Genomic DNA, 23,877 nt, shown 5'->3' with positions numbered 1-23,877 from the left:
GGCACGACACTTTCTTGTCTGACGCACAAGAGCAGCATAGGCATGCTCTTGTACGTCAGACAAGAGAGGGTGTGTGCGGACCCTGGCGGGCCCGGAAGGCGGCGGTCGGGCCGTTTCGGGGTTCCCGGTTCGCCGTCGCCCCTGCTCCGCGGGCCGGGTGGGTGCCCGCCTCGTCACCCTGCGGCGCCGCAACGCGCTGCTGCCGCCGCCGTGAGTGCCTCGGTCAGAAGCTGAATGACTTCCGCCGTGGGGCGGTCCAGGCGCCGGGCGCTGACCAGTAGGCCCTCGAAGAGCACGTGGGCGGTGTCCGTGATCAGCCCGACATCGGCGCCGTCCGGCAGTCCGCTCGTGATGTCGGCCAGCAGGCGCCGTTCGAGCCACTCCTGAATCCCGCTGTACGTGCCGGCGAGCGCCTCGGAGTCGCCGATCCGCTCATAGGCCTCTCGGTGCAGTCCGCGATAGGGCTCCAGGTCCACCAGGAGGGCGACCAGTTCCCGGCGCGGGTCCCCGGCCAGCGCTTCGTCGGCTTCGATGCGCTCGCGCACCCGTGTGAAGTGGTGGTCGATCGCGGCCGCGAACAGGTCGTCCTTGGTGGGGAAGTACCAGCGCACGGCATTGGCCGCGACGCCGGCGGTGCGCCCCACCTCGGCGAGGCTGGTCCCTCGGTACCCCTGGGCCGCAAAGAGCTCCCAGGCGTGGTCGACCAATGCGGCCTCGCGCTCGGCCTTCGGGATCTGCTGTCGATTACGTGGCATGGCACGGAAGCCTATGCCGGGCGCCCCGGGCTCTCGGCGGCGGCGCGGGAGGGTGTCGTGGTACTGCCCGGCGGTACCTCTTGACTCCGGAACAAGAGTTCTCTTGACTTGAAAACAAGAGAGTGGCCGGTCGACCCGAGGAGTTCCCGATGCGTCTGTACAGCACCGATCAAGGCATCGCCAGGGAGGACTCCCCCGGGGAGTTGTCCGTGCTCGACCTGCCTTTCGGCGAGCTGGGGGCGCTGCTGCGCGGCCCCGGCGTCGAGGCGGCGCGATCGGCGAAGGCCGTACGCCGGGTCGCACTCGGCGAGGTGCGCGTCCTCGCGCCGGTTCACCGCCCCGGCAAGGTCCTCATCGTCGGTCTCAACTACCCCAGCCACGCCGACGAGGCGCTGGAGATGCTGGCCGCGATGGGCAACGGTCCCGTCGATCTGCCGCGGGAGCCGAATTTCCAGGTGGTGGCCGGATCCGCGGTGGTCGGACCGTCGGACGCCATCGTTCTTCCGGCCGTCGCGGCCACCCGGGCCGATTACGAGGGCGAGGTGGCCGCGGTGATCGGTCGCGCCGCCACGGCGGTATCGGCGGTGGACGCCGGGAAGTATCTCGCCGGTCTGACCGTCGCCAACGATGTGTCGGCGCGGGACATCCAGCACCGCGCCATGTCCGGTGACCCGACCGCGTCCATCGGTGTCTCCAAGAGCTTCGACACCTTCAAGCCGCTCGGGCCGTGTCTGGTCACCGAGGACGAGTTCGGCGAGCCGTTGGACCTGCGCATCCGCACCCGGGTCAACGACGAGCTGCGCCAGGAGGATCGCACCAGCAGCCTCATCCACCGCCTGCCGGAGCTGATCTCCTTCCTCTCGCGGTACCAGACCCTCGAACCGGGGGATGTGATCTGCACCGGATCGCCGCGCGGCGCCGGCCTCTTCTCCAACCGGTTCCTCCGGCCCGGCGACGTGGTGGAGATCGAGGTCGAAGGCATCGGAACTCTCCGCAACGGCGTGGCGTCGGCGTGAACGCCGACCTGCCGGGGTCCGGCCCCTCGCTGTGCCGGCCGCGCACCGCTCCCGGCCGTCCCGGACCTGCCCTGATACCCGCCCGCGTCCGGCCATCGGATCCGCGCGGACGACGGCACCGGACATCCTGACGGCGGGGACCCGGTCCCGGGAGCCGCCCGCCCCCGGGACCAGGAGTGTCTTCGGATGCCCGATCGTCAGGACGTCACGGAGAGGTCGTCGCCGTAGACCGTGCCCTGCCCGTACCAGCCGTGCAGATAGACGGTGACCTTGCCGGTCGAACCGGTGGTGAACGTCACCGACTGCTTCGCGTAGCCGCTCGACGAACCCCAGACGCTCGCGGTCGCGTCGCCGCGCACCCCGAGGTATCCGTAGCTGCCCTGCACCCAGCCGCTCAGCGTGTACTTGGTGTTGGGCGACAGGGTGAGGGTCTGCGTGCACTCACCGGTCTGCGAAGCGGTGGCCGCCGCGGCGAGCGCGTGCGAGCCGCCGTGCACCGGCGTGGAGACGACCGCGCCACCGGACTCGCACGTCCAGGGGCCGAGCGCTCCGGTCTCGAAGTCGCCGTTGACCAGGGCCCCGGTGCCGCCACCCGGGCCCGACACCGTCAGGGTGAAGGACGCCGTGTGGCTGAGCGTGCCCGCCGCACCGGTCACGGAGACCGTGTACGTGCCGGGCGCCGCGGAGGCCGACGCCTGGACCGTCAGCTTCGACGTCCCGCCCGCGGTGACCGAGGCCGGGCTGAGCGTCGCCGTCACGCCCGCGGGCGCACCGCTCGTCGTCAGCGCGACGGTCTTCGCGTTGCCGGAGACGACCGCGGTGTTCACCGTCGCCGTCGTGGAGCTGCCGGGGGCGACCGTCGCCGAGGCCGGCGCGACGGCCACCGAGTAGTCGTCCGTCACCGGACCGGTGCCGCCGCCCGTGAACGGGGCGAAGGTGTGGCTGAAGTACCAGGTGTCCTGCGCGATGCCGGAGCAGGTGTCGCTCCCGCCGGTGCCGGGGCAGCCGCCGTTGTCACGCTGGAGCGCCCAGAACGACAGGGTGCTGAGCCCCTTGGCCACGGCCCAGTTGTAGACCGAGGTGGCGTCGGCCGTGGTGAACGTCTCGGCCGGGCCGTAGTCGTCGATGCCCGGCATCTCGATGACACCGGTCATGCCCCACAGCTGGGCGTCGGTCTTCGACGGGTACAGATCGGCCAGCTGGCCCTTGAGGCCGGTGATCGCCGTCTGGGTGTCCTGCGCCATGTTGTGCGAGGCGCCGTCGTAGTAGTCGAAGGTCATCAGGTTGACGACGTCGACCTTGGCACCGTTGGACACCGCGTTCTCCAGCACCGCGAGACCGCTGTCGGCCAGACCGCTCGTGGTGGTGGGCAGGGTGTACGAGATCTGCACCGAGCGCCCGTTGGCGGCGGCCCAGTCCTGGACCTTCTTGATCGCCTTGTTGCGGCGGTCGATCCCGGCGCTGTTCTCCAGGGAGTTGTCCTCGATGTCCATGTCGAGGCGGGAGACGTCGTAGGTCGTGATGACCTTCTCGTAGGCCGCCGCGATGGAATCGACGTTCGTACAGCTGTCGGCGATCTCGGTGCCGCCGTTGTCGGCCGTGTATCCGCCGAACGAGGGGATCACATCGCCGCCGCGGGACCGCATGGTGGTGAAGTCGGCGCCGAACTCTGACTGGGCGATGGGTGTGCTCGAATCGCCGTTCCAGTAGGGGGTGCAGGAGCCCCGGGCCTCCGTCTGGATGAAGGCCATGGTCAGGTACTTGGCTCCGGACGCCTGTGAGAGCGCGGCCGGGCTGTCGCCGTTCCACGCCTCGAAGTACGGGGCGAAGACGTGCGCGGGCAGGGGAGTGGCGGCGGTGGTGGCGGCCTGTGCGCCGGCGCCCGATCCGAGGATCAGGCCGGCGGACGCGACGACGGTGGCCAAGGCGCTCAGGACGGCGCCGGCTGTTCTTGGGGGTCTCATGGGGCAGCTCCCAGCGGGGTGAGACAACGGGCGGATCGCTCGGCTCGGCCGCGCCCGGGGAGGGGTGCGGCCCGTTCCTGTGATTCCCGGCCGGGGTCACGTGCCGCACGGCGAGGAGCGGCCGTGAGGCATGCCCATAATTGGTCTGGACCAAGTGACTGTCAATGTTCTTTACTGTTTCATTCCCCTTTGCTTGCCCGTGCCCGGCAACTCGCCTCGCCAGTGGGGGAGTTGGCGGTGCCTGGGCAGTCAGCCGAGTTGGAGTGCGGTCCGGAGGTACGGAGCGGTCCGGCTCTCCGGGACCCGGGCCACCTCCATGGGTGCTCCGGCCGCCACGATCCGGCCGCCCCGGTCGCCACCGCCGGGGCCGAGGTCGATCACCCAGTCGGAACCCGCCACCACCGCCATGTCGTGCTCCACGACCACCACCGTGTCGCCCGCGTCGACGAGCCCCTGCAACTGCCGCATCAGCACGTCGACATCGGCGGGGTGCAGCCCCGTGGTCGGCTCGTCCAGCAGATACAGGGTGTGGCCCCGGCGGGTGCGCTGGAGCTCGGCTGCGAGCTTGATCCGCTGGGCCTCACCGCCCGACAGCTCCGTCGCGGGCTGCCCGAGCCGCAGATAGCCGAGCCCCACGTCGAGCAGCGTCCGCAGACTGCGCTCGGCGGCCGGCGTACCCGCGAAGAACCCTGCCGCCGACTCCACCGTCAGATCCAGCACCTGCGCGATGTCCAGCCCGCGCAGCGTGACCTCCAGCGTCTGCGGGTTGTACCGCGCGCCGTGACAGTCCGGACAGGGCGCGTACGTGCTGGGCAGGAAGAGCAGCTCCACCGAGACGAACCCCTCGCCCTGGCAGGTCTCGCACCGCCCGCCGGCCACATTGAAGGAGAACCGCCCGGCCCGGTAGCCGCGCTCCCGGGCCGTGTCCGTACCGGCGAAGAGCTTCCGCACCACATCGAACAACCCGGTGTACGTGGCCAGATTGGACCGGGGGGTACGGCCGATCGGCCGCTGGTCGACCTGGACGAGACGGTCCACCGCCTCCAGCCCCCGCGCCGACGCGCACCAGGGCGCGGGCCGTTCCGCGGGCGGGTCCTCGGTGGCGGAGACCTGCCGGTCGGCGAGCGCACCGGCCAGGACCTGCCCGACGAGCGTCGACTTCCCGGACCCCGAGACCCCGGTCACGGCCGTGAACACCCCGAGCGGGAACGCGGCGTCCACGCCCCGCACGTTGTGCCGGTCGACCCCGGTCAGCCTCAGCCAGCCCGACGGCGTACGCACCTCCCGGGCGGGCGCCGGCCCGTCGTCGAAGAGGAAGCGCCGGGTGGCCGACTCCGCCACCTCCGCGAGCCCCGCCGGGGGACCGCTGTGCAGCACCCGGCCGCCGTGCTCACCGGCCAGCGGCCCCACATCGACCAGCCAGTCCGCCCGGCGCACCACGTCCATCTGGTGCTCCACGACGAAGACCGAGTTCCCGGCCTCCTTCAGCCGGCCCAGCACCCCCAGCAGCGACTCGGTGTCCGCCGGATGGAGACCGGCCGACGGCTCGTCCAGCACGTAGACGACACCGAAGAGGCCCGAGCGCAACTGGGTGGCGAGCCGCAGCCGTTGCAGCTCGCCGGAGGAGAGCGTCGGGGCCGTGCGGTCGAGGCTGAGATAGCCGAGGCCGAGCTCGGTGACCGTCTCGATCCGGCCCAGCAGATCCGCCGTCAGCACCCGCGCCGTGTCGCTCCCGCCCGCCGGGCTCAGCAGTTCGGCCAGCGAGGTCAGCGGCAGCGCGGCCAGCTCCGCGATCGTACGGCCGGCGAAGGTGACGGCCAGTGCCTCCGGACGCAGCCGGCTGCCGCCGCAGACCGGACACGGGGTACTGGTCAGGAACCGCTCGGCCTTCGCCCGCAGGGTGCGGCTCCTGGAGTCCGCGAAGGTGTGCATCACATAGCGGCGGGCGCTGGTGTAGGTGCCCTGGTAGGGCCGCTGGATGCGCCCCGCCTCCCGCACCGGATGGACCGTCACCACCGGCTGCTCGTCGGTGAACAGGATCCACTCCCGCTCCTCGGCACCCAGTTCGCGCCACGGCCGGTCGATGTCGTACCCCAGCGCGTCCAGCACATCGCGCAGGTTCTTGCCCTGCCAGGCCCCCGGCCAGGCGGCGATCGCACCGTCACGGATCGACAGCGAGGGGTCGGGGACCAGCAGCTCCTCGGTGGTGCGGTGGACGAGGCCGAGGCCGTGGCACCGGGGGCACGCCCCGGCGGCGGTGTTCGGCGAGAAGGCGTCCGAGTCCAGCCGTTCGGCACCGGCGGGATACTCCCCGGCCCGGGAGAACAGCATCCGCAGGAAGTTGGAGAGCGTGGTGACCGTGCCGACGGACGAACGGGCGCCGGGCGCCGAACGGCGCTGCTCCAGGGAGACGGCGGGCGGCAGACCGGTGACCTCGCCGACCGCGGGCGCGCCGACCTGGTGGATCAGCCGGCGGGCGTACGGGGCGACGGACTCGAAGTAGCGGCGCTGGGCCTCGGCGTAGATCGTCCCGAAGGCGAGGGAGGACTTCCCGGAACCGGAGACACCGGTGAAGACGGTGAGGGTGTCGCGCGGGATGTCGACCGATACGTCCTGGAGATTGTGCTCACGGGCGCCGCGCACCCGGACGTACGGATCGTGGGGGGTGGACATGTGCGCGGGTCTCCGTACGGATCGGGGCAGGGCCGACGGCCTGGTGCAAACACTCCGATTCTAGGCATGGGTGCGATGGGCGCCGTCCCTCGCGCAACGGCCGGAGGCCGGCCCGATCGGGCCGGCCTCACGGGTTCGTCCGGTGCGAATCCCGCTAGCGGGAGGGACGCAGTGCGCGCCTGATGGGCCGTCCCACGACGCTGCGGGCGCGCTGGTACGTGGAGCGCTGGGCGGGCAGCGAGGCGTTCTTCAGCAGCTTCCGCTTGAGCTGGGCGTTCTCGGCGGCGAGTTCGGTCAGCTGGCTCTGGAGCCAGTTCAGCCGCGGTGCCACCGTGGCGGGGTCGGAGCCGACCCAGGGGCGGACGCCCGGCGGGAAGGACAGCTTGCTCATCCGGGTCTCGAAGGCCGTGCCGCCGTCGCCGTGGGTGAAGGTGTTCTCCAGGCCGTTCTTGTCGAGGAAGTTCATGAACCGGTCGAAGCGCTCCTGGTGACCGCGCATCAGCGGCCCGAAGTCCGCCGCGGCGTGCAGATCGGCGGGGTCGAGGTCGGCCGGGACCTTGGCGAGCGTCCGGTGCGGGATGTCGAAGTAGCGGCACAGCTCCAGCGTCCGGGAGTCGCCGCAGAGCACGGTGGCCGGCGTTCCGGCCAGCAGCGCCGCGATGTTGCCGTGGATCCGGGAACCGAAGGAGAAATCGAAGCCCCTCAGGTCGTCCAACCAGGTGACCGGGTCGATGTAGACCCGGACCTTGTCCTCCCCGTACATGGGGTGGTCGGGATGGGTGGGGATGTCGGTGATCGCGGCGTTCTGGTGGGACAGGTCGCGCCAGTGCAGCTGACGGGCGTCGGAGAGGTTCTGGCCGATGAACCGGAGGTGGGGGTAGCGCGCGTGGGCGCGGTCGATGATCTGCCCGAGCTTGTGCTTGCGCACCGCGTCGTGCGATCCGTTGACGGCGATGCGTGATTCCGGCCCGAGCGCCCGTCCGTCCTCGCGGACGACGAGCTTGCTGCCGTGCAGGAACATCGAGGGGCAGCCGATGACGTCCACGTCGCGGAAGCCCATGTCCCGCAGATAGCGCTCGGTGAACTCCCCGCGCACGCCGATCGAGGCGCTGTGGTCGAGTACGGCGGAGACGAACTCGTAGACCGTGGACTGCATCGGCTTCAGCCGGTCCGCGGAGTAGTTGATGCCGGTCTGGGCGCCCACGCCCGGGACGACCACCGGGATCTTCAGCTTCGAGATGAGCTGGGTCAGCCGCTTCAGCTGCGGTTCGAAGGACGGCCGGAAGGCGTTGGCGAGCGGGATGACGAAGACGTCGAACTCGCTGTTGATCCGGTCCGCGTCGGCGACCCTGGTGGTGATGCCGTTCGACATCACCTCCGAACGTGGCGTCTCGAGGATCTTGTGAGCGGCGTCGCTGAAGATCAGGTTGCCCGAGTTGGTGGCGAACACGTCCTCCTGGAGGGCGCGCTCGACAGGGACGACGTCGTAGGGGCTCTTCCCTGAACGCAGGAGTATTCGCTTCACATCATTAACGTTGGATGCCACAAACCTGAATATAGCTTTACGAACGCTTTTGCTTCCACGTGCATCCTGTACAACCTTTTGCGATCTTGGCGGAACGTGAGCGTGGGATGACCCATCCGCGCACGGGCGGGTGTGCGCGTGGTGTCTGACGGACACCCGGTGCGGCCCGCACCGGCTCCTCGTACGCCCTCTTGAACGTCGGACGGACCCGCCCGTACGCTGCGTCGGGCGCGCGGGCGCGCCTACCGGGGAGGTGGAAGCGCGGTCATGGCCGACGCACTGTCCGAGGACGAGATCCTCGAAGCGATCGCCCGGCACATCGGCCGCCCGGGGCAGGGGCCCCAGTTGCGGCGGGCCGGCGCCGACATCACCCGGCACCCGATGCTCGACCTGAGCATCGTCCGCTCCATGGAGACCCGCAGCACACGGCCGGAGACCAGGCCCGGCACGTACGACATCTCGGGGCGGCCGACGTACGAGGGCGAGCTGCGCGACCATCCCGTCGAGCCGCCGAAGGACCCGGCCCGGTCGCGGGAGGTGGAGCTCGTGCTCCACGGCTCGGCGCGGACGGTGGACTGCGGCTGCGACGGAGGCAGGCAGCCCTGCGCGCGCTGCAGGGCCAAGGGGAAACTGCGCTGCGAGATCGGCCCGTTGTGTCCGGCCTGCGAGGGCGTGGAGCCGTGCACCTGGTGCGACGGTACGGGCGAGCGCCGCAAGGACCGTGCGGCCGCCGGGCCGGAGCGGGAGAAGCAGCTCGCCGGTCGGACCACCTGCGTGAAATGCCGCAAGCCCCGTACCGCCTGTCCGCAGTGCCGTGGACGGGGCGCCGAGAAGTGCCCCCAGTGCGACGACACCGGCTTCCGGGACTGCCCGGTCTGCGAGGGCGAGCGGTCGACGAAGCACGCGCCGTGCGAAGGCACGGGACTGATCACCCGGTGGACCGCCGGCTCGGTCGGACACGCCCCGCAGCGGAGCACGGCGAAACTCCCGGACCCGGCGCCGCCACTGCGGGTCCGCCAGCAGACCGGACGCACCGGAGCGTGGGAACGGGTCACGCTGACCTCGGCAGGCGATCCGCTCCCCGGCACCCTGGACCCCGCCCATGTGAAGGCGGTCGAATCGGCGCTCGCGCCCCGGCCCGACGAGGTGGCCAGGCGTGTCGAGATCGGGTGGCTGGACCTGGTCTCGGTCGCGGTCCCGGACGATCCCGACCATGTCTTCTACGTCTTCCCGGGAGACGGTGGCCCCGAGGTTCTCCCGGTCTGGTCCAGGCGCCGGTCCCTGCGGGTCGCCGCCGTGGTGGCCGGGGTGGTCGTGCTGGTGCTGCTGGTGGCCGCGCTGGTCTGATTTGCTGGAGGTATGAGAGGCGACCACCGGCCCCTGGCCGTATTCGACTTGGACGGCACGCTCGCGGACAGCGGCCACCGGCAGCACTTCCTGGAGGGTCGTCGGCGCGACTGGAACGGCTTCTTCTCGGCGGCCGTCGACGACCCGCCGCTTCCCGAGGGGGTGCGGCTGGCACTGAGCAGCGCCGAGAACTGCGAGGTCAGATATCTCACCGGACGGCCCGAGCGGTGCCGCCGGGACACCGTGGCCTGGCTGGCGCAACACGGACTGCCCCAGGGGCGGGTGTACATGCGCCGCGACGACGACCGCAGGCCGGCCCGGCACACCAAGCTGGAGATCCTGCGGCGGCTGGGCCGGGAGCGCGAGGTGCGGATGCTGGTCGACGACGACGAACTCGTCTGCGACGCGGCGGAGCAGGCGGGCTTCGCCGTGGTGCGGGCCCGCTGGGCGAAGCCGTCGGACGCGCTCAAGGACGCGCAGGAGCGTGAGGGCCGCACCTGAACCCGGCCCGATGTGCCGGGCGGGTGACGTGACCTCGGTCCGGTCGCGCCGGGCCGGCCGGATCAGCTCGTCTCGTCGAGCCGGAAGCCCACTTTCAGTCCCACCTGGTAGTGCTCGACCCGGCCGTCCTTGATCTCGCCGCGTACCTGCGTGATCTCGAACCAATCGAGATTGTGCAACGTTTCCGAAGCTCTTGCGATGCCCCTGCGGATGGCGTCGTCGACGCCCTCGTGGGAGGTTCCCACGATTTCGGTGACCCGATAGGTGTGGTTTGACATCTTATGTCTCCTCTCGTCCCTACCACGGTGCCCCACCCGGCCCGAGACCGCGAGGGGTCGACGTGCAGAATGTCCCGTGAACGGGCCTTGACCAATTCATTGGTCCATACCAAAATCCAGCCACGCCCGTGCGAGCGTTGCCCGCAGTCCCCCACACCGGGTCCCTGAATTCAGTCGTGCCGTTTCACAGAAGGTGAACCTGGTGAAGAACCGCATACTCGTCGGAGCCGTCGCGCTCGTTTCCACCTTTGCGCTGGGTGGATGCGGGCTGGGCTCCGGCTCGGAGGCATCCGGCAGCAAGAAGGTCACGATCTGGCTGATGAAGGACAGCGTTTCCGCAGATTTCCTGAAGCGGTTCACCAAGGCCTATGAGGACGAGCATCCGTCCGTCGAGCTCGACTTCAAGTTCCAGAGCTGGAGCGGAATCGGCCCGAAGGTCATCGGCGCCCTCAAGGGCAAGGACACCCCGGATGTCATCGAGGTCGGAAACACTCAGGTCGCCCAGTACGCGGAGAGCGGTGGCCTGCGCGATCTCACCCTGGAGTCCGTACGCGATCTCGGCAGCGAGGAGTGGCTGCCCGGTCTCGCCGAGCCGGGCAGCATCGACGGCATGCAGTACGGAATTCCCTGGTACGCGGCCAACCGAGTGGTGATCTACAACAAGGAGCTCTTCGAGCAGGCGGGTATAAAGAACCCGCCGAAGACCCGGGACGAGTGGATCCAGGACAGTCAACTGCTGAACCGGAACGGCAATCAGGGAATCTATCTCGCGGGCCAGAACTGGTATGTCCTCGCCGGATTCATCTGGGACGAGGGCGGCGAACTGGCCGAGGAGAAGGGCGGGGAGTGGGAAGGCGCCCTGGACAGCCCCGCCGCGATCCGGGGCATGAGCTTCTACAAGGAACTCCAGGCACTCGGCGACGGTCCCAAGAACGCCGACGAGGAAAAGCCTCCGCAGTCCGATGTGTTCGCCGGTGGTGATGTCGCACAGATTATTTCGGTGCCCGGATCCGTCGCGCAGATCGAGAAGCAGAATCCCGAACTCAAGGGAAAACTCGGCTACTTCCCCATCCCGGGCAAGACCGCGAAGGAGCCCGGAGCCGTCTTCACCGGCGGATCCGACCTGATCGTTCCCGACAAGGCGGACCAGCGCGCCGAGGGCATCGAGGTGATCAAGGCGCTGGCGGGCCGCAAGTGGCAGGAGGAGCTCGCCAGGAGCATGAGCTACGTACCCAACAAACCCGCTCTCGCGGGCGTCGTCGTGGGGCAGGAGGGCACCGCGGCGATGGCCCGTGGCGCCACCCAGGGCCGCGCGACCCCCAACTCGCCGCAGTGGGCGGACGTCGAGGCCGACAACCCGATCAAGCCGTACATGACGGCGGTGCTCGAAGGCGGCGACCCGCTGCGGGAGGCGAAGAAGGCCTCGGAGAAGATCACCTCCAAGCTGGCCGGGGGCTGACCCGCGCGATCCACCGGCAGACGGCCGGACGGGGGCCGTTGTCGGCCACCCCCGGGATTCAGCCTTCGCACATGTCGGGGCTCCCGAGCGGTCATGTCGAATCAAGCCGGTCACGGAAGAAGTTAAGGGGCCGGGCCTTCGCACCCAGTGCGGTGGCCCGGCGGCCGCCCTTGCCGATCCGTCCCCGGAGATTGACATGAACGCGCTGCCCGTTACCCCGCTCCCCGCCGCCCCCACCGCCCCCGCCGTTCCCGCGCAGCCCGTCGCCCCGGCCCCATCGCGCTACCGGGTGTCCCTCGCCGCCGACCAGGACGAGGTCCGCGCTGCCCAGCGGCTGCGCCACCTGGTCTTCGCCGGTGAGCTCGGCGCCAGGCTGGAAGGGCCCGAACCCGGCCTGGACAGCGATGAGTTCGACGCGTACTGCGACCACCTGCTGGTACGGGAGGAGTCCACCGGCGATGTCGTCGCCACCTACCGCGTGCTGCCGCCCGACCGGGCACGGATCGCCGGGCGCCTCTACGCGGAGAGCGAGTTCGATCTCGGGCGGCTCGGCCCGATCCGTGACGACCTGGTCGAGGTCGGACGTTCCTGCGTCCACCCGGCCCACCGCGACGGCGCCGTCATAGCGCTGATCTGGGCCGGGCTCGCCCGCTACATGGAACGTACCGGGCACAACTGGCTGGCCGGCTGCTGCTCGATCCCCCTCGCCGACGGCGGCGCCGCGGCGGCCGGCGCGTGGGAGACCGTACGGACCAGGTACCTGGCCCCCGAGGACCACTGGGTCACCCCGCACCGCCTCTGGCAGCCCACCGGGGGAGGGGCTCCCGTACGCACCGGACTCGCCACACTCCCTCCGCTGCTCCGCGGCTATCTGCGCCTCGGCGCCCAAGTGTGCGGGGCGCCCGCCCACGACCCCGAATTCAACGTCGCCGACCTGTACGTACTGCTGTCGCTGCGCCGCACCGACCCGCGCTACCTGCGCCACTTCCTCGCCCTCGCCCCGCTGCGATGAACCCCTGGCTGCCCACCGCGCCCTGCACCCCGCGCGACTGCGCCGCCCACGAGGGGCGGATGCGGGGCCGCCCGGCCGCCGCGGCCCTGCTGCTCGCCGGATGCGCCTGCATCCTGGCCGGCGCGCTGGGCGCCCCGTTCGCGGCGATGCTCGGCGCGGCCCGGCGGGAACGGCTGATCCGGCGCTGGGCGTACGGCGTCGTGCGCGCCTTCGGGGTGCGGGTGCGGATCGTCGGCACACCCGAGTTGCCCGACGGAACGGCCGGGGCACCGGGCACGCTCGTGGTCGCGAACCACATCTCCTGGCTGGACATCCCGCTCGTCGCGGCCGTGTTCCCCGGCCGGATGCTGGCCAAGAGCGAGATCCGCGACTGGCCGCTGCTCGGCCCGCTCGCCGCACGGGGCGGCACGCTCTTCGTCGAACGCGACCGCCTGCGCGCGCTGCCGGCGACCGTGCGCACCATCGGGGCGGCGCTGCGCGGCGGTTCACACGTGGTGGTCTTCCCGGAGGGCACCACCTGGTGCGGGCGCGGCCCCGGTGGCCGGTTCGGGCCTGCCGCCTTCCAGGCCGCCATCGACGCGGACGCGACGGTCCGGCCGGTGCGCATCAGCTACCGCGCCGCACCGGCGGAACACGGCACCCCGGCGGAACACGGCACCCCGGCCGGTGCGGCCGCGTTCGTCGGCGACGACCCGCTCATCGCCTCACTGTGGCGGGTGGTGACGGCGGCCGGCCTGACCGCCGAGATCCGCGTCCTGCCGCCGATCCCGGCGAGCGGCCCGGCCGACCGCCGTGCCCTGGCACGCCGCGCTCAGGCCGCCGTCGCCAACGAGAGCGCGAACCGGCCGCCGGAATCCGTCCACCACTGATCCAGTCGCAGACCGGCCGAGCCGAGTTCCGCCCGGACCCCCTCCTGGCGGAACTTGGCCGACACCTCCGTACGCAACTCCTCACCGGCCTCGAAGGACACCACCAGGTCCAGGTCCGGGATCTTCACGGTGTGCGCCCGACGGGCCCGCAGCCGCATCTCGATCCATTCGTGCTCCGGGTCCCACAGCGCCACATGGTCGAAACCGGCCGGGTCGAAGTCGGCGCCCAGTTCCCGGTTCACGACCCGCAGTACGTTCCTGTTGAACTCCGCGGTCACCCCGGCCGCGTCGTCGTAGGCGGCGACCAGCACCTTCTCCTCCTTCACCAGATCGGTGCCGAGCAGCAGCGCGTCGCCCGGGGAGAGCAGCGACCGTACGGACTTCAGGAACACCGCCCGCTCGTCGGGCAGCAGATTTCCGATCGTGCCGCCCAGGAACGCGACCAGCCGGGGCCCCGGCGTTCCCGGCAGCGCGAGTCCGCCGGTGAAATCCGCGATCAGCGCGTGCACGGAGAGCTCGGGCCGCTGTGCGAGGAGGGCCTCGGCGGCACCGCGCAGCGCGCTCTCGCTCACGTCGACCGGTACGTAACTGTGCAGTGCGGGCAGCGCGTCCAGCAGGTGCCGGGTCTTCTCGGACGATCCGGAGCCCAGCTCGACCAGGGTCCGCGCCCCGGACACCCGGGCGATCTCGTCGGCGCGGTCGATCAGGATCTCGCGCTCGGCGCGGGTCGGGTAGTACTCGGGCAGCCGGGTGATCTCCTCGAACAGCACACTGCCGTGCGCGTCGTAGAACCACTTGGGCGGCAGTGTCTTCGGGGACCGGGTCAGACCGTGCAGGACATCGGCGCGCAGCGCCGCGTCCGTGGCGTCCACCGGCAGGGTACGGGTCAGCAGAAAGGGACTCACTCGGCGGGCTCCTTGAGCGGGGTCAGCAGAACGTCGGTGCGGGTCGCCGTCAGCAGGGTGCGGTCGGGGACCGCGCGCCAGTGCGGATCGTCGTCGTACGGTTCCGAGGCCACGACCGTGCGCGGGCCCGGCCCGGCGAGATACGACAGGGTGTCGCCCCAGGCCGTCGCGACGATCGTCGTACCGTCGGTCAGCAGCAGATTCAGCCGGGACTCCGGTGCCGCGGCCGCCACGTCGAGCACGGTGTCGGCGACGGCCTGCGGCAGCGCGTCGCCGTCGGCCAGACGGTGCCGGACGAGGGCCCAGACCAGGGCCGAGTCGCAGCGTGCGGTGAGGGCGAGCAGCTCGGCCGGCGGCAGCGTCGCGGCGAGCGGGGCCACGGAGTGCGGCCAGCCCTTCACTGCACCGTTGTGGCTGAACAGCAGCGGCCCGGCGGCGAACGGCGCGGCCGCCGCCTCGCCGTCGGCGCCCGCCTCGGTGGCGTCACGGACGGCGGCGAGCAGCGCCGTGCTGCGCACCACCCTGGTCAGGTCGGCGAAGGTCTCGTCGCCCCAGACAGGGCCCCGGCGGCGGTAGCGTCCGGGCTCCGGATCACCGTCCGCGTACCAGCCGACGCCGAAACCGTCCGCGTTGACCGTCCCGTACCGCTGGTGTCTGGGCGCCCAGGACTGGCGCACGAGCGAGTACGGCGGCCGTGTCAGCAGTTCGCCGAGCGTCACCGACGGCCCCAGGTAAGCGAGATGACGACACATCAGGCATCCCTCGCGGTCCGGAAACCGGAGAAGATCTGACGCCGCACCGGCAGGTCCCAGTTGCGGAACGTCCCCCGGCACGCCACCGGGTCCACGGCGAACGAACCACCGCGCAGCACCTTGTGGGCCGGCCCGAAGAACACCTCGGAGTACTCGCGGTACGGGAACGCCGAGAAGCCGGGATAGGGAAGGAAGTCGCTCGACGTCCATTCCCACACGTCACCGATCAACTGCCGTGCACCGTAAGGAGACCGGCCCTGCGCATAGGCCCCCGCGGGCGCGGGCCGCAAATGACGCTGCCCCAGGTTGGCCAGCTCGGGCGCCGGGTCCTCGTCGCCCCAGGGATAGCGCCGGGAACGTCCCGACACCGGGTCGTGGCGCGCCGCCTTCTCCCACTCCGCCTCGGTGGGCAGCCGGCGCCCGGCCCAGCGGGCGAACGCGTCCGCCTCGTACCAGCTGACATGGAGCACCGGCTCGTCGGCGGGCACCACCTCGGTGACCCCGAAGCGGCGGCGCAGCCACTGTCCGCCGTCCCGGTGCCAGAACAGCGGAGCGGCCAGATCGTGTTCACGGACCATCGCCCAGCCCTCGGGTGCCCACCAGCGCTGCTCGGTGTAGCCGCCGTCCTCGATGAACTCCTGGTACGCGCCGCAGGTGACCGGGGTCGTGTCGATGAGGAACGCCGGTACGTCACGCACATGCGCCGGGCGTTCGTTGTCCAGGGCCCACGGCTCGGTGGACGTCCCCATGGTGAACGGGCCGCCCGGTACCAGGACCTCCGCGGGCAGGTCCGCCGCGTCGGTGGCGGTGGGCGGCACGGGTGCGGCCAGCACAGCCGGCCCCGACCGGAGCTGATGAGTGATCAGCATCGTTTCGTCGTGCTGCTGTTCGTGCTGGGCGATCATGCCGAAGGCGAACCCGGCCTGCACCAGAGGACGGTCGCCGTCGAGCGCGGTGCCGTCGAGCACGTCCAGCGCCCGGCCGCGCACCTCCGCGGCGTACGCACGTGCCTCGGCGGGGGCCAGCAGCGGCAGCGAGGGGCGGGCCGCCCGGGGATGCTCGAAGGCGTCGTACAGTCCGTCGATCTCCGGGCGCATCGCCTCCCGCCCGGCCACCCCGCGCAGCAGCCACAGCTCCTCCTGGTTGCCGATGTGCGCGAGGTCCCAGACCAGTGGGGACATCAACGGCGAGTGCTGGGAGGTCAGTTCGTGGTCGTCCACGCTGTCGGTGAGCAGTGCGGTGCGTTCGCGGGCGGTGAGCAGCGCGGCGAGCGCGCGCTGCCGGAGCGCCTCGGCGTCCGCGTCCTGGGGCGCGGATCCGGAGCGAGCGGGGGAGCGGGTCATGGGCGGGGCCCCTCTCGGTGGTGGCCCGGACCGTTGGGCGCAACAGGCGCCAGCAGTTCGGGGAGATCGTCGGCCGGACATCGGCCCCGGGCCACGAAGCGGTCGTTGAAGCCGGCCACGGCGTCCTGCACGGCCGTCGAGGCCCCCATCCGGGGCAGCGCCTCCAGTGCGGCCCGGAAGCAGGTGGCCGCGGCCGCACGCAGCTCGGGGTCGGCCAGCCCGTCGCGGGCGGCGCCGACCCAGAGCGGATTGCGTGGCGCCGGCTGCGCCCCGGCCGTCTCGGCCAGGGGCTTCACGGTGCGGTACACGGTCTCGGCGGCCTCCGGGTCGTCGAACAGCGCGGTGGTGACGGCGAGCGGCACCAGCCACCCGTCCGCACCGTGCTGTGCGTCGATCATGCGCAGCTCCAGATGACCGCGCGGGCGCACGGGCGGGAAGAGCGTGCTGATGTGGTATTCGAGATCGGCCCGCACCGGTGCTCTGGGCGCGCCGGTGCGGATCCAGTCGCGGAACGTCAGTCCCCGCGGCACGGTCCATGGGCCCGTGTCGTCCCGGATGCACAGCACCGGGGTGTCCAGCACATGCGCGGTCCAGGCCTCGCGCGGCGGCAGACCGCCGGACGGTGCCAGGGACCGCCAGGGGTCGAGGTCGGCCCAGAGCGACTGCCGGGCGGAGCGCCACGGCGTCCGGCGGCCGAGCCGCAGGGGCGAGTTCGCGAACGCCGCCACCAGGACCGCGCCCAGCAGGTGGCACAGCTGCCAGCGCCGCCCGTACCCGAGCGGACCGGGCTCCTCCTCTCCGGCGTCCAGACAGACCTGGACGGACGCGGTGGTGCACATCATGGCGCGGCCGGCCGGGCCCGACCGGTCGAACGAGGCCTCCATGGCGTCGTAGCGGGGCTCGCGCAGCAGCCGGCGCGGCGCGTGCCACGGGTCGACACCGATTCCGACCGGCGCGAGCCCCACCCGGTGCAGGGCGTCACGTACCGCGGTGAGATCGGCGGCGGTGGCATCGACACACGCCATGAGGGAGTCGGCGGGGCGCGAGCTGAGCTCCAGCTGGCCGCCGGGTTCGAAGGTGAGCGCCGCGTTCAGGGGCAGGGCCCGCAGGATGCCGGCGGCCGCTTCGAGACGGTGGTGCGGGACGGGAACGCGGGGATGATCCCGGTCGTGGATGAGCCATTCGAGTTCGACGCCGACCTTGCGGGGCGGTCCCGTCTTGAAACAGATGCAGCGCAGTAAATCCTCGGCCTCGCCCTCGCTCAGGGGCGGGTACTGGCCGGGCGGACCGTGGCCGCCGGGTGTGTCGTACGACATGCCGGGCCTCCTTCTCCGGGTGCCTTCCCACCACCCAAACCCCTACGGATGGATCGCACAAGGGCGCCCCTCTGCGACGGAAATCCGGTTGCGTCCATGCCGTCGGAGCGCCGAGCATGCCCCGTATGCACCACACGGGGGAGTACCGATGAGCGCACGACTGCGCGGCATCGCGCGTGAGACCGAGGCCATCGTCGAGGCCGGCCGCTACCGTACGGACGACGGACGCGAGGTGAGCATCGAGCGTGCGCTGACCACCGCACTCTCGGGGACCAGGCTGTACGGCCCGGAGCCGGTGCCGGTCGCGGTGCTCGACGCCGACCGCACACCGGTGGTCGAGGTCACGGGTGAGAGCAGCCTGCAGGCGGCGCGCCGGATGACCGGCGAGGACCCCGGCAAGGTCGCCGTGCTGAACTACGCCTCCGCCCGCAATCCCGGCGGCGGCTACCTCAACGGGGCACAGGCCCAGGAAGAGGCCCTGTGCCGGGGCTCCGCCCTCTACGCCACGCTGCTGCGCGCCCCCGGCTACTACGCCCACCACCGCGAGGAACGCAGCGCCTTCTACACCGACCGGGTGATTCACTCGCCGGGCGTGCCGGTGTTCCGCGACGACCGGGGGCGGCTGCTCGACACCCCGTACACCGTGGGCTTTCTGACTTCCCCGGCGCCCAACGCCGGGGTCATCCGCAGCCGCACCCCCGAGGAGGCCCCTCGCATCCCCGCCGCGCTCGCCTCCCGGGCGGAACGGGTGCTGGAGGTCGCCGCGGTGCGCGGGTACCGCAGGCTGGTGCTGGGGGCCTGGGGCTGCGGGGTGTTCCGCAACGATCCGGCGCAGGTGGCAGGTGCGTTCCGGGCGCTGCTGCTCGACGACGGCAGGTTCGCCGGCCACTTCGAGCAGATCGTCTTCGGCATCCTCGACCGCAGCCCCGGATCCGCCACCCGGTCCGCCTTCGACCGGACCTTCGGCTGAACGAGTTCGTCGGCGCGATCCGTGTGCGGCCCCGCAGCATGCGGCAGGCACAGCTGCCTTGTCGCATCATCAGGGGAGTGGCCGCATGAAACGGAACACATGGGTCGTCGCAGGGGTTGCAGGGGTCGTGCTGGGCGGGGCGGTCCTGCTGCTGCAGGACGACTCGGAGCACGGCGGGCGCCCCGGCGAGGCCGACTGCCACGGCGCCCGCCGGGGACGGCGACGCGAATTCGTCGCGGACGACCACGCGTAGCGGTATGCCTCTGTCCGGCGGGGAACAACGCGCGGCGCTGATGAAGGCTCTGCGGGCGGTGGACGAGGGCCTGGTCGTCGACGAGGACCGTGCTGTCGACCTGTCCCGCGACGTCTGCCTCGACATGAGGGACGGCAAGGACGCCGCGACGGTCCGGCGCCATGCGAAAACGCGGTTCGAGGGAGCGACCGTGCCGAGCCTCACGGACGACCGGGCTGCCGACATCGTGGCCGCTGTACGGTCGTCTTTCTGCGGCTGACCGGCAACGACGCGGGCCGGTCCGACGGCCGTCGGACGTGGAGCCCGCCCGACGGCCGGTCGCTGCCGGAGGGACCGGAGGCGTTCCTGGACGCCGGTGCGCCGCCGGTGTACATGTGCTTCGGCAGCACGGCAGCACGGCAGCACGGCAGCACGGCAGCACGGCAGCACGGCAGCACGGCAGCACAGGTCCCGCAGGGCGTCGCCGCCGATGCGGCCGTCGCAGCGGTCCCCGTGCGGGGCCGCCGCGCACGGCCCGGCCCCTACTGCCAGCCGTAGCGCTCCATCAGCCGGCCGGCCACCAGGTCGAACCGGTCCCGGTCCAGCGCACACGCCTCACGCCGCATCCCGTCCTCGTGCACCCGCAGGACCCGGTCCAGATCGACCCACGACGGCCGGCCGGAGCTGTCCCAGGGACCGGCCCCGAGCGCCACCCACTCGCGGTCCCGGTCGTGCTGCTTGCTGGAGAGCTGTACGGCGAGCAGCGTGCCCGCCGCCTCACGGGCCACCACCAGGACCGGGCGGTCCTTGCCGCGCCCGTCGTTCTCCTCGAACGGCACGAACGTCCAGACGATCTCACCGGGGTCGGGGTCGCCGTCCCGGTCGGGGGCGTACGAGGTGCGGACCGGTCCCACGTCATGCGGGTCGGCCTCGGTGGTGGCGGCCGGGCCGCTGCGGCCGGGGAAGTCCGTCGAGCTGTCGATGCTGTCGTCACGGTGCTGGATGGTCATCCCCACACCGTAGGACCTGGGCGGCCGGTTTCATGGAGCGGGGCCGGTGCGCGCCCCGGACCGAGGCGCGCGCACCGGCCACCACCGGACCGGTCAGGCGGCCGGGCCGCCCTCCTGATCATCCGTCACGGGAATCCGCTGCTTGCGCGGCGACGGCGGGGTGGCCGGGGACACCCCGTTCACCTGCGGCGCAGGTTCCGCCCGGTCGCCCTGGCTCATCGTGGCCAGCAACTGCCGGGCCAGCCCCAGGCCGGTGCCGCCCATGGTCAGCGCCTTCGCGAACATGTCCGACATGCCGTCGGCCCCGTTCAGCAGCACCATGTGGTCGACGCTGCCGAAGGCGCCCGCGCCCGCCCGGACGATCTCGGGCCACTTCTCGGCCAACTGCTGTGCGACGACCGCTTCCTGATTTTCCGCCAGGGCGGCTGCCCGCGCCTTGATCGCCTCCGCCTCGGCGAGGCCCTTGGCGCGGGCCGCCTCCGCCGCCGCCAGCCCCTTGGCCTGGGCGGCAGCGGCCTCCGCCTCACCCGTCGCCCTGGTCGCGGTCGCGGAGGCGGCGCCGCGCGCCTTCGTCGCCTCGGCCTCGGCGAGCGCCGCCGTCTTCACCCGGTTGGCCTCCGCTACCGCGGCGAGCTCCGTCTCCCGCGCCTTCGCCTCGGCGGCCGAGATCCGGGCGTCGCGCTCCCCTTCGGCCAGGGTGCGCTTCTCGTACGCCTGGGCGTCCGCGGGCTTGCGCACATCGGCCTGGAGCTGCTGCTCGCGCCGCTGTGCCTCCAGTTCGGCGACCCTGGTCTCCTGGACCACGACCTCCTGCCGGGCCGCCGCGTCGGCCAGCGGGCCCGCCTGCCGGGAACTGGCCGCCGCCTTGTCGCGCTCGGCCTGGTACCCGGCCTGCAGGATCTCGCTGTCCCGGGTCGCCTCCGACATCCGGGCCGCGGCCTGCTGCTCCGCCTCGGTGGCCAGGCGGTTGGCCTCGGCCTGCGCGATCCGGGCGTCCCGCTGCACGGCCGCCGCGTGCGGCATCGCCAGATTCTTGATGTAACCCGTCGGGTCCTCGATCTCATGGATCTGGAGCGAGTCGACGATGAGTCCGAGCTTCTCCATCTCGGTCCCGCACGCGGCCCGGGTCTGCCCGGTGAGCTTCTCCCGGTCCCGGATCATGTCCTCGACCGTCAACCCGCCCACGATGGAACGGAGATGACCGGCGAAGACGTTGTGCACCCGCTCCGACATCAGCTTCTGCTGATCGAGGAAGCGGCGGGCAGCGTTGGCGATCGACACGAAGTCGTCGCCCACCTTGAAGATGACGACGCCCCGCACCCGCAGGGGTATCCCCTGGTGCGTGACGCAGTCCACGGACAGCTCGGTCTCGTTGAGGTCCAGGGACATCTTCCGCACCGCCTGGACCCCGGGCATGACGAGCGTGCCGTGACCGGTGACGATCCGGAACCCCATGCCCTGCCCCAGGCCCTCGGTCCTGTGTTTGGAACCCGAGATGACGAGTGCCTCGTTGGGTTCGGCGACCCGCCACATCAACTTGAACAGCCCGAACAACACCATGATGGCGGCGAGTGCGAGACCCGCCGTGACGCCGATGACCATCGGCATGCGCCCCCTTATCGCGGTACCCCGTCGGCACCGCTGAATACGGGGGGAGTCTTCTCCTGCTCGCGACCGGGCAGAAGACGCGTGCGGATCCTTGCCGAATTCTTGACGACGAAATCCGTCAAGAACCCCCCGCGCGTCCCTCAACTCCCGTACGCGGGCGCCACATAGACCGTGCGCGGAGGCAGGTGCTCGATCACCGTCACCACTGTGCCCACCTCGATGCGCTCCCTCGCCCGGGCCGGATGCGCGAGGAAGTGTTCGGCGCCGCCCCGGATCCGGACCATCACCTCGCCGACCAGTCCCGGCCCCACCGTCCCGGTCACCCGGCCGAGCAGTCCCACCATCGAGGATTCATCCATGCCCCGGAGCGTACCCACGCACCGGGGGTCTGGAAGACTGCCCGACGCCATGAGCCAGTTACCGAACCAGCCCACCGAACCCCCCGTCCCCACCAGTGCCGATGTCGCACGGCTCGCCGGGGTCTCCAGGGCCACCGTGTCGTACGTGCTGAACAACAACGTCTCCGTACGGATCAGCGAGACCACCCGCCGCCGGGTCAGGGAAGCCGCCACCGAACTGGGCTACGTACCGCACGCCGCGGCCCGCAGCCTGCGGGCCGGACACACCCGCATGGTGCTGCTGCCCACCGTGAACTTCCCGACCGGCCCGCTCCACCACCGCTTCTTCCACGAACTGGAATCGGGGCTGCGCCGGCTCGACTACACCGTCGTCCAGTACGGCAGCACCGGACTCGACCCCGACGACGCGCCCCGCGCCTGGGCCGAACTCCGCCCGGTCGCCGTGATCGCCCCCGGCACGATCGACCTCACGCCGCGCGGGATATCCGTACTCAGGCGCTCCGGGGCCAAGGCCGTGATCACGCTCGGCCCGCGGCCGGTGCCGGGCGCCCACGCACTGGTCATGGACCAGCGGGAGGTCGGCGGCTGCGCGGTCGGACACCTGCTGGAGAGCGGCCGGCGCCGGATCGGCGTGGTCATGCCCGAGGAGTGCGGACTCGGCCTGTTCGCCGAACCCCGGCTGACCGGGGCCAGGCAGGCCGCCCGGCTCCACGGCGCCCGGGTGGAACCGCTGCCGCTGCGGTACGACGAGGATTCGGCCGCCCGGCTGGCGGCCCGCTGGCGCGCCCTGGACCTCGACGCGGTGTTCGCCTACAACGACGAATACGCGATGCTCCTGATGCGGGCCCTTCAGGACGCGGGCATCGACGTGCCGCGCGAGACCGCCGTGGTCGGTGCCGACGACCTGATGCTGGGCAGGCTGCTGCGGCCCCGGCTCAGCACCGTACGGATGGAGCTGGCCACCGCGCAGCCGCTGGCGGACCTGGTGGACCGGCTGGTACGGGATCCCGGCGGGGCACCCGAACACCACGACCTGCTGCGGGCCGGGGTGGTCCGCCGCGAATCCGGCTGAGGCGGCGCGGGCGGGCGCACCGCCCGTACCGCACCGTGCGGCAGCGCGGCGAGGTGCGTACCCGGTGCCGCTTGCCTAGCGTCATGACCATGAGCCATCCGCAGAGCTACGAGATCCTGCTGGTCCCCCGGTTCGCCGAGGACACCACCGAAGCCGAGGACACCGCAGCGGCCGAGGGCACCGCCGGAACTGCCGATGCCGCCGAGCCCGATGCCGCCGAGCCCGACATCGCCGAGCCGGGCGGCGCAGTCCGCTCGGCGGTCGTGTCGGCGACCGGGCAGACCGGGGCGTCCGGCTACCCCCGGTACTCCGGCGAAGGCATCGTCGCCGACATCGACCCCGCGACGCACGCGGTCGAGGCCCTGCTGGTCGACGGCGCCGAACTGGCCTTCGGCCTCTCGGCCCGGGTCAAGGAGAGGGACGCCGAGCGCGAATCCGACCGCTGAGACCGCGCCGCCCGGCCCCGGACACGGGTGAGGGGCCCGACCGCCCGGGCCGGACCCCTCACCCACGGAACAGGGCCTACTGCTGCCCCTTCTGCTGCTCCTCGATGGACTTGCGGACCTCGTCCATGTCCAGCTTCCGCGCCTGTCCGATCACGTCCTCCAGCGCCGCCTCCGGCAACGCCCCGGGCTGCGCGAACACCGCCACGTTCTCCCGGACGATCATCAGCGTGGGAATGGAGCGGATCTCGAATGCCGCCGCCAGCTCCTGCTGCGCCTCCGTGTCGACCTTGGCGAAGACCAGGTCGTCGTGGCGCTCCGAGGCCGCGTCGTAGACCGGGGCGAACTGCCGGCACGGGCCGCACCAGGAAGCCCAGAAGTCGATCAGGACGAAGTCGTTGTCGCTGACGACCTGATCGAAGTTTTCCTTGGTGAGCTCAACGGTGCTCATTCTCTGTTACCTCTTCC

Annotated in this window: 24 protein-coding genes; 11 read left to right on the top strand and 13 right to left on the bottom strand. The window is 71.6% G+C overall.

Translation table 11 applies throughout. From position 1 onward, the window contains the following. Nucleotides 1-173: 173 nt before the first annotated feature. Nucleotides 174-755 (bottom strand): TetR/AcrR family transcriptional regulator, encoded by a 582-nt coding sequence (locus tag AB0D53_RS29885; protein ID WP_362452156.1) that lies wholly within the window; start codon nt 753-755, stop codon nt 174-176. A 149-nt stretch (nt 756-904) separates the two neighbouring features. On the opposite strand from AB0D53_RS29885, the gene AB0D53_RS29880 reads away from it, so the two are divergent. Further along, the gene (locus tag AB0D53_RS29880; protein WP_362452155.1) at nt 905-1,771 is read left to right on the top strand and encodes a fumarylacetoacetate hydrolase family protein; all 867 of its coding nucleotides are present in this window, start codon (nt 905-907) and stop codon (nt 1,769-1,771) included. Nucleotides 1,772-1,968: 197 nt separating this feature from the next. Here AB0D53_RS29880 and AB0D53_RS29875 read toward each other — a convergent pair whose 3' ends face one another. From AB0D53_RS29875 to AB0D53_RS29865, 3 genes are all read right to left on the bottom strand, one after another. Continuing rightward, the gene (locus AB0D53_RS29875; RefSeq protein ID WP_362452154.1) at nt 1,969-3,735 is read right to left on the bottom strand and encodes a glycosyl hydrolase family 18 protein; all 1,767 of its coding nucleotides are present in this window, start codon (nt 3,733-3,735) and stop codon (nt 1,969-1,971) included. 249 nt (nt 3,736-3,984) lie between these two features. Continuing rightward, the gene (locus AB0D53_RS29870) at nt 3,985-6,408 is read right to left on the bottom strand and encodes an excinuclease ABC subunit UvrA (protein WP_362452152.1); all 2,424 of its coding nucleotides are present in this window, start codon (nt 6,406-6,408) and stop codon (nt 3,985-3,987) included. A 154-nt stretch (nt 6,409-6,562) separates the two neighbouring features. Then, a complete protein-coding gene (locus AB0D53_RS29865; protein ID WP_362452150.1) occupies nt 6,563-7,933 on the bottom strand; it encodes a polysaccharide pyruvyl transferase family protein in 1,371 nt (456 codons plus the stop codon). 267 nt (nt 7,934-8,200) lie between these two features. On the opposite strand from AB0D53_RS29865, the gene AB0D53_RS29860 reads away from it, so the two are divergent. After that, the gene (locus tag AB0D53_RS29860; protein ID WP_362452149.1) at nt 8,201-9,280 is read left to right on the top strand and encodes a hypothetical protein; all 1,080 of its coding nucleotides are present in this window, start codon (nt 8,201-8,203) and stop codon (nt 9,278-9,280) included. Nucleotides 9,281-9,292: 12 nt separating this feature from the next. Then, nucleotides 9,293-9,781, top strand: a complete 489-nt coding sequence (locus AB0D53_RS29855) for a hypothetical protein (RefSeq protein WP_362452148.1) — start codon at nt 9,293-9,295, stop codon at nt 9,779-9,781. 62 nt (nt 9,782-9,843) lie between these two features. Here AB0D53_RS29855 and AB0D53_RS29850 read toward each other — a convergent pair whose 3' ends face one another. Beyond that, entirely contained in the window at nt 9,844-10,059 is a 216-nt protein-coding gene (locus tag AB0D53_RS29850; protein ID WP_072488929.1) for a dodecin, read from the bottom strand. 202 nt (nt 10,060-10,261) lie between these two features. Here AB0D53_RS29850 and AB0D53_RS29845 point away from each other — a divergent pair, with 202 nt between their 5' ends. From AB0D53_RS29845 to AB0D53_RS29835, 3 genes are all read left to right on the top strand, one after another. Continuing rightward, nucleotides 10,262-11,518: an extracellular solute-binding protein gene (locus tag AB0D53_RS29845; RefSeq protein ID WP_362452146.1), complete on the top strand. Its 1,257-nt coding sequence runs from the start codon at nt 10,262-10,264 to the stop codon at nt 11,516-11,518. Between the two features lie 196 nt (nt 11,519-11,714). Further along, nucleotides 11,715-12,530, top strand: a complete 816-nt coding sequence (locus AB0D53_RS29840; RefSeq protein WP_362452145.1) for a GNAT family N-acyltransferase — start codon at nt 11,715-11,717, stop codon at nt 12,528-12,530. Then, nucleotides 12,527-13,399, top strand: coding sequence for a lysophospholipid acyltransferase family protein (locus AB0D53_RS29835; RefSeq protein WP_362452143.1), 873 nt, complete (start codon nt 12,527-12,529; stop codon nt 13,397-13,399). The genes AB0D53_RS29840 and AB0D53_RS29835 overlap by 4 nt, the downstream gene beginning before the upstream one ends. Here AB0D53_RS29835 and egtD read toward each other — a convergent pair. The 4 genes from egtD to egtA are packed head-to-tail and all read right to left on the bottom strand — an operon-like array spanning nt 13,342 to nt 17,715. Next, nucleotides 13,342-14,304: an L-histidine N(alpha)-methyltransferase gene (egtD, locus tag AB0D53_RS29830; RefSeq protein ID WP_362452141.1), complete on the bottom strand. Its 963-nt coding sequence runs from the start codon at nt 14,302-14,304 to the stop codon at nt 13,342-13,344. The two genes, AB0D53_RS29835 and egtD, sit on opposite strands and share 58 nt — an antisense overlap. Next, nucleotides 14,301-15,056, bottom strand: a complete 756-nt coding sequence (gene egtC, locus AB0D53_RS29825) for an ergothioneine biosynthesis protein EgtC (protein WP_362452140.1) — start codon at nt 15,054-15,056, stop codon at nt 14,301-14,303. Before egtC ends, egtD begins: the two co-directional genes overlap by 4 nt. Next, a complete protein-coding gene (gene egtB, locus AB0D53_RS29820) occupies nt 15,056-16,399 on the bottom strand; it encodes an ergothioneine biosynthesis protein EgtB (RefSeq protein WP_362452139.1) in 1,344 nt (447 codons plus the stop codon). The genes egtC and egtB overlap by 1 nt, the downstream gene beginning before the upstream one ends. Next, entirely contained in the window at nt 16,396-17,715 is a 1,320-nt protein-coding gene (gene egtA, locus AB0D53_RS29815) for an ergothioneine biosynthesis glutamate--cysteine ligase EgtA (protein WP_362452137.1), read from the bottom strand. The genes egtB and egtA overlap by 4 nt, the downstream gene beginning before the upstream one ends. Before the next feature lie 148 nt (nt 17,716-17,863). Here egtA and AB0D53_RS29810 point away from each other — a divergent pair, with 148 nt between their 5' ends. The 3 genes from AB0D53_RS29810 (at nt 17,864) to AB0D53_RS29800 (ending at nt 19,197) form a co-directional block, all read left to right on the top strand. Further along, on the top strand, nt 17,864-18,685 hold the full coding sequence (locus AB0D53_RS29810; protein ID WP_362452136.1) for a TIGR02452 family protein: 822 nt from the start codon (nt 17,864-17,866) through the stop codon (nt 18,683-18,685). An 85-nt stretch (nt 18,686-18,770) separates the two neighbouring features. Continuing rightward, the gene (locus tag AB0D53_RS29805; protein WP_362452134.1) at nt 18,771-18,938 is read left to right on the top strand and encodes a hypothetical protein; all 168 of its coding nucleotides are present in this window, start codon (nt 18,771-18,773) and stop codon (nt 18,936-18,938) included. Between the two features lie 4 nt (nt 18,939-18,942). After that, on the top strand, nt 18,943-19,197 hold the full coding sequence (locus AB0D53_RS29800; RefSeq protein ID WP_362452132.1) for a DUF732 domain-containing protein: 255 nt from the start codon (nt 18,943-18,945) through the stop codon (nt 19,195-19,197). A gap of 262 nt (nt 19,198-19,459) precedes the next feature. On the opposite strand, the gene AB0D53_RS29795 is transcribed toward AB0D53_RS29800, so the two are convergent. The 3 genes from AB0D53_RS29795 to AB0D53_RS29785 all read right to left on the bottom strand — a co-directional run bounded on the left by AB0D53_RS29795 (nt 19,460) and on the right by AB0D53_RS29785 (nt 21,894). Next, nucleotides 19,460-19,927, bottom strand: coding sequence for a type II toxin-antitoxin system PemK/MazF family toxin (locus tag AB0D53_RS29795; protein WP_362452130.1), 468 nt, complete (start codon nt 19,925-19,927; stop codon nt 19,460-19,462). 93 nt (nt 19,928-20,020) lie between these two features. After that, nucleotides 20,021-21,535, bottom strand: a complete 1,515-nt coding sequence (locus AB0D53_RS29790; protein WP_362452128.1) for an SPFH domain-containing protein — start codon at nt 21,533-21,535, stop codon at nt 20,021-20,023. Nucleotides 21,536-21,675: 140 nt separating this feature from the next. Beyond that, nucleotides 21,676-21,894: a hypothetical protein gene (locus AB0D53_RS29785; protein WP_362452127.1), complete on the bottom strand. Its 219-nt coding sequence runs from the start codon at nt 21,892-21,894 to the stop codon at nt 21,676-21,678. Nucleotides 21,895-21,943: 49 nt separating this feature from the next. On the opposite strand from AB0D53_RS29785, the gene AB0D53_RS29780 reads away from it, so the two are divergent. Together AB0D53_RS29780 and AB0D53_RS29775 are read left to right on the top strand one after the other, a co-directional pair. Further along, on the top strand, nt 21,944-22,966 hold the full coding sequence (locus AB0D53_RS29780) for a LacI family DNA-binding transcriptional regulator (protein WP_362452125.1): 1,023 nt from the start codon (nt 21,944-21,946) through the stop codon (nt 22,964-22,966). 89 nt (nt 22,967-23,055) lie between these two features. Further along, the gene (locus AB0D53_RS29775) at nt 23,056-23,412 is read left to right on the top strand and encodes a hypothetical protein (RefSeq protein WP_362452122.1); all 357 of its coding nucleotides are present in this window, start codon (nt 23,056-23,058) and stop codon (nt 23,410-23,412) included. Nucleotides 23,413-23,488: 76 nt separating this feature from the next. Here AB0D53_RS29775 and trxA read toward each other — a convergent pair whose 3' ends face one another. Next, a complete protein-coding gene (trxA, locus tag AB0D53_RS29770; protein ID WP_072488462.1) occupies nt 23,489-23,860 on the bottom strand; it encodes a thioredoxin in 372 nt (123 codons plus the stop codon). Between the last annotated feature and the right edge of the window lie 17 nt (nt 23,861-23,877).

This window comes from Streptomyces sp. NPDC048295 (genome assembly GCF_040652135.1).
Taxonomy (GTDB): domain Bacteria; phylum Actinomycetota; class Actinomycetes; order Streptomycetales; family Streptomycetaceae; genus Streptomyces.
The sequence above is the reverse complement of the archived record's forward strand: the minus strand, read 5'-3'. Positions and strand labels throughout refer to the sequence as shown.

What these genes read in the sequence shown, in the direction of transcription:
- AB0D53_RS29805 (WP_362452134.1), top strand. Translation starts at nt 18,771, where the DNA reads ATGAAACGGAACACATGGGTCGTCGCAGGGGTTGCAGGGGTCGTGCTG.
- AB0D53_RS29785 (WP_362452127.1), bottom strand. Translation starts at nt 21,894, where the DNA reads ATGGATGAATCCTCGATGGTGGGACTGCTCGGCCGGGTGACCGGGACG.
- AB0D53_RS29775 (WP_362452122.1), top strand. Translation starts at nt 23,056, where the DNA reads ATGAGCCATCCGCAGAGCTACGAGATCCTGCTGGTCCCCCGGTTCGCC.
- AB0D53_RS29875 (WP_362452154.1), bottom strand. Translation starts at nt 3,735, where the DNA reads ATGAGACCCCCAAGAACAGCCGGCGCCGTCCTGAGCGCCTTGGCCACC.
- AB0D53_RS29835 (WP_362452143.1), top strand. Translation starts at nt 12,527, where the DNA reads ATGAACCCCTGGCTGCCCACCGCGCCCTGCACCCCGCGCGACTGCGCC.
- trxA (WP_072488462.1), bottom strand. Translation starts at nt 23,860, where the DNA reads ATGAGCACCGTTGAGCTCACCAAGGAAAACTTCGATCAGGTCGTCAGC.
- AB0D53_RS29870 (WP_362452152.1), bottom strand. Translation starts at nt 6,408, where the DNA reads ATGTCCACCCCCCACGATCCGTACGTCCGGGTGCGCGGCGCCCGTGAG.
- AB0D53_RS29800 (WP_362452132.1), top strand. Translation starts at nt 18,943, where the DNA reads ATGCCTCTGTCCGGCGGGGAACAACGCGCGGCGCTGATGAAGGCTCTG.
- AB0D53_RS29855 (WP_362452148.1), top strand. Translation starts at nt 9,293, where the DNA reads ATGAGAGGCGACCACCGGCCCCTGGCCGTATTCGACTTGGACGGCACG.
- AB0D53_RS29795 (WP_362452130.1), bottom strand. Translation starts at nt 19,927, where the DNA reads ATGACCATCCAGCACCGTGACGACAGCATCGACAGCTCGACGGACTTC.
- egtC (WP_362452140.1), bottom strand. Translation starts at nt 15,056, where the DNA reads ATGTGTCGTCATCTCGCTTACCTGGGGCCGTCGGTGACGCTCGGCGAA.
- AB0D53_RS29810 (WP_362452136.1), top strand. Translation starts at nt 17,864, where the DNA reads ATGAGCGCACGACTGCGCGGCATCGCGCGTGAGACCGAGGCCATCGTC.
- AB0D53_RS29885 (WP_362452156.1), bottom strand. Translation starts at nt 755, where the DNA reads ATGCCACGTAATCGACAGCAGATCCCGAAGGCCGAGCGCGAGGCCGCA.
- AB0D53_RS29790 (WP_362452128.1), bottom strand. Translation starts at nt 21,535, where the DNA reads ATGCCGATGGTCATCGGCGTCACGGCGGGTCTCGCACTCGCCGCCATC.
- AB0D53_RS29850 (WP_072488929.1), bottom strand. Translation starts at nt 10,059, where the DNA reads ATGTCAAACCACACCTATCGGGTCACCGAAATCGTGGGAACCTCCCAC.
- AB0D53_RS29780 (WP_362452125.1), top strand. Translation starts at nt 21,944, where the DNA reads ATGAGCCAGTTACCGAACCAGCCCACCGAACCCCCCGTCCCCACCAGT.
- AB0D53_RS29840 (WP_362452145.1), top strand. Translation starts at nt 11,715, where the DNA reads ATGAACGCGCTGCCCGTTACCCCGCTCCCCGCCGCCCCCACCGCCCCC.
- egtA (WP_362452137.1), bottom strand. Translation starts at nt 17,715, where the DNA reads ATGTCGTACGACACACCCGGCGGCCACGGTCCGCCCGGCCAGTACCCG.
- AB0D53_RS29880 (WP_362452155.1), top strand. Translation starts at nt 905, where the DNA reads ATGCGTCTGTACAGCACCGATCAAGGCATCGCCAGGGAGGACTCCCCC.
- egtB (WP_362452139.1), bottom strand. Translation starts at nt 16,399, where the DNA reads ATGACCCGCTCCCCCGCTCGCTCCGGATCCGCGCCCCAGGACGCGGAC.
- AB0D53_RS29860 (WP_362452149.1), top strand. Translation starts at nt 8,201, where the DNA reads ATGGCCGACGCACTGTCCGAGGACGAGATCCTCGAAGCGATCGCCCGG.